The 2,180-nt window shown below is 34.3% G+C and carries 2 protein-coding genes; both read right to left on the bottom strand.

The annotated features are described in order from the left end of the window. Positions 1-220 precede the first annotated feature (220 nt). Positions 221-1,324: a mechanosensitive ion channel family protein gene (locus AC3DU7_RS31960; RefSeq protein WP_488043249.1), complete on the bottom strand. Its 1,104-nt coding sequence runs from the start codon at positions 1,322-1,324 to the stop codon at positions 221-223. A gap of 33 nt (positions 1,325-1,357) precedes the next feature. Next, positions 1,358-1,882: a dihydrofolate reductase family protein gene (locus tag AC3DU7_RS31955; protein ID WP_488043248.1), complete on the bottom strand. Its 525-nt coding sequence runs from the start codon at positions 1,880-1,882 to the stop codon at positions 1,358-1,360. Positions 1,883-2,180 lie beyond the last annotated feature (298 nt).

Below are 2,180 nucleotides of genomic sequence, written 5' to 3'. Positions count from 1 at the left end.
AGAGAGGGAATGCTGACCAAGAGAGGCAACAGGGGTAATAAAAAACCGATAATATCAGACTTTTAGCTATTGGACATCTCCTGAAATTTGTAAATATGCCAGCGCACATTGCTATATAAAAAATATTTTTGGCGTTGGTAACTGATGGGATGATTTACGGCAGATTCGGTCGTATATAAATATACTTTAAAACCTCCTCTTCTTCCCTCCTAACTCCTGACTACTGACTCCTTGTTTTATAAGTTTCTGTATCACTCAGAATATTCACATAAAATAAATCTATTCCCTCCTGCTCCAATAAAGCCAATATTGCCAAATTTAATTGGTCATAAGCCCTCGAATAATTATCCAAATCATTAGTAAATCCAATTACTCTAATTACGCGAGAATTTCTTTCCAACCCATTAAATCTGACCATACAAGAATCATATAAAAGGTCAATATTTTTGGGAATTCCTCGAATTTTATCATTAAGATAGGCTATCTTCCTAGCTGAAATTCCGTCAATCTTAATATATAAATCAATAGATGCTTTCTTCCTATCGTTAGGCTGTTGAGATAAATTTTTAATGCTACCATCAATCATTTTAGAATTAGGAAGTTTTTGAGTAGCTCCCTCAAAACCAATATAAATTGTTGTACTTCTAATGCCTATATTTTTCACCTCCGCCCAACGACCACTTGGTAATAAAAGCCAGTCATCTACCCGATATAAACTATCACTATAAATAACAATTGTAGCCAACCAATCACCAACAACATCCTTAAATAATAAACCTAATGTCAGACCAGCACCGCCGATTAAACCAACAATTGCAGTGGCAGAAGCTCCCAATAATACTTCTCCTGCTTTTAGAGCAAAAATTACTATGGCAGTTAACCTAAATAACCTCGGAATATAGGGGCTAATAATATCATCTAATTCGGTATCTGTGTGAGCTGACAAATTTTGTAGTAGCTCTCCTAAAATAGGAGATGTATGGTAAACAATTAGTGCTATATTTCCTACTATTGCTAAATTAATAATTCCTGTAATTGTTTGATTTAGTTGGGGAGTAATATAATCTGTCAGTATTAATTGTATTACCCACAATCCCATTAAATAGACAAACCATCCTATGGGTTTTTTAATAACTGCAATTAATTGGTCATCAAGGGTAGTTTTCGTATTACGAGTTAAAGCTTCAATCCGCCTAATCACAACTATAGTTAATAATTGTTTTAATACTAATGTTGCTATTAAAGCCAATACTATAAAAAATATGATTATGACTGGTATATCCAGAATTTCGATGTTTTGGATAATTTGCCAAATTGCTTCCATAATTAGCCGATAGTAGTAAATGATGAAAAAACTTCAATACTTAACCTGATAATTAAGTAGTAAAACACCGTTGGGATAAACTTTGCTATTGATTAATTCTAAAACTGTCTCCTCGATCGCTCCAGTAAAAAGTGGAATTCCCGAACCCATAAAAAACGGATTAACTTTCAAAATTATTTCATCAATCAAGTTTTTAGTAAAAAAAGTTGTGGCTAAATTTGCACCACCACAAAGATAAATATCCTTACCTGTTGCATTTTTTAAACCGATCGCTAATGCATCTGCATTTTCCGCAACAATTTCAACTTTTTCATCTGGACTTTCTTTCATTGTGCGTGAAAAAACATAGCTTTTCATAGTAGGGTAGGGATTAGTTATACCTGCTTTTAACCCCACTTCATAAGTTTTTCGCCCCATTAAAACTACATCAAACGAATTGAGAGATTCTATATAATCTTGCACATGATCCCCTTGAGGAAGAAAACCATCACATGAGCCATCTTCGCGGGCAATAAACCCGTCAACACTGCAAGCTACATAATATTTTAGTTTCCTCATTTACAGCTCTCCTCAAATATAATGTAAATAATTTTATTCTTTTATCTCAATTATTGTAGCAACAATTACAGCAGTTTTGGAGTTGATGAGGTACGAAATTTTAGGACTTTAGGGAGTAGGAACCCACCCCTAACCCCTCCGGTGGAGGGAAATTTGGGAGTAGGGAAAAAAAGATTAATTTTCAAACTGTACCTCACTATCCGCGCAAAGTGCTGTAATATTTTCAACTTATGGTTTAAGTTGAATACGCCTAGTGCTGCTACGCGGAAGTTAAAAATCGCAAATAAAGTCACTTTCC

The organism is Okeania sp., assembly GCF_983059655.1.
Note: the sequence above shows the minus strand (reverse complement) of the source record. Positions and strands in the feature narration are given on the sequence as shown.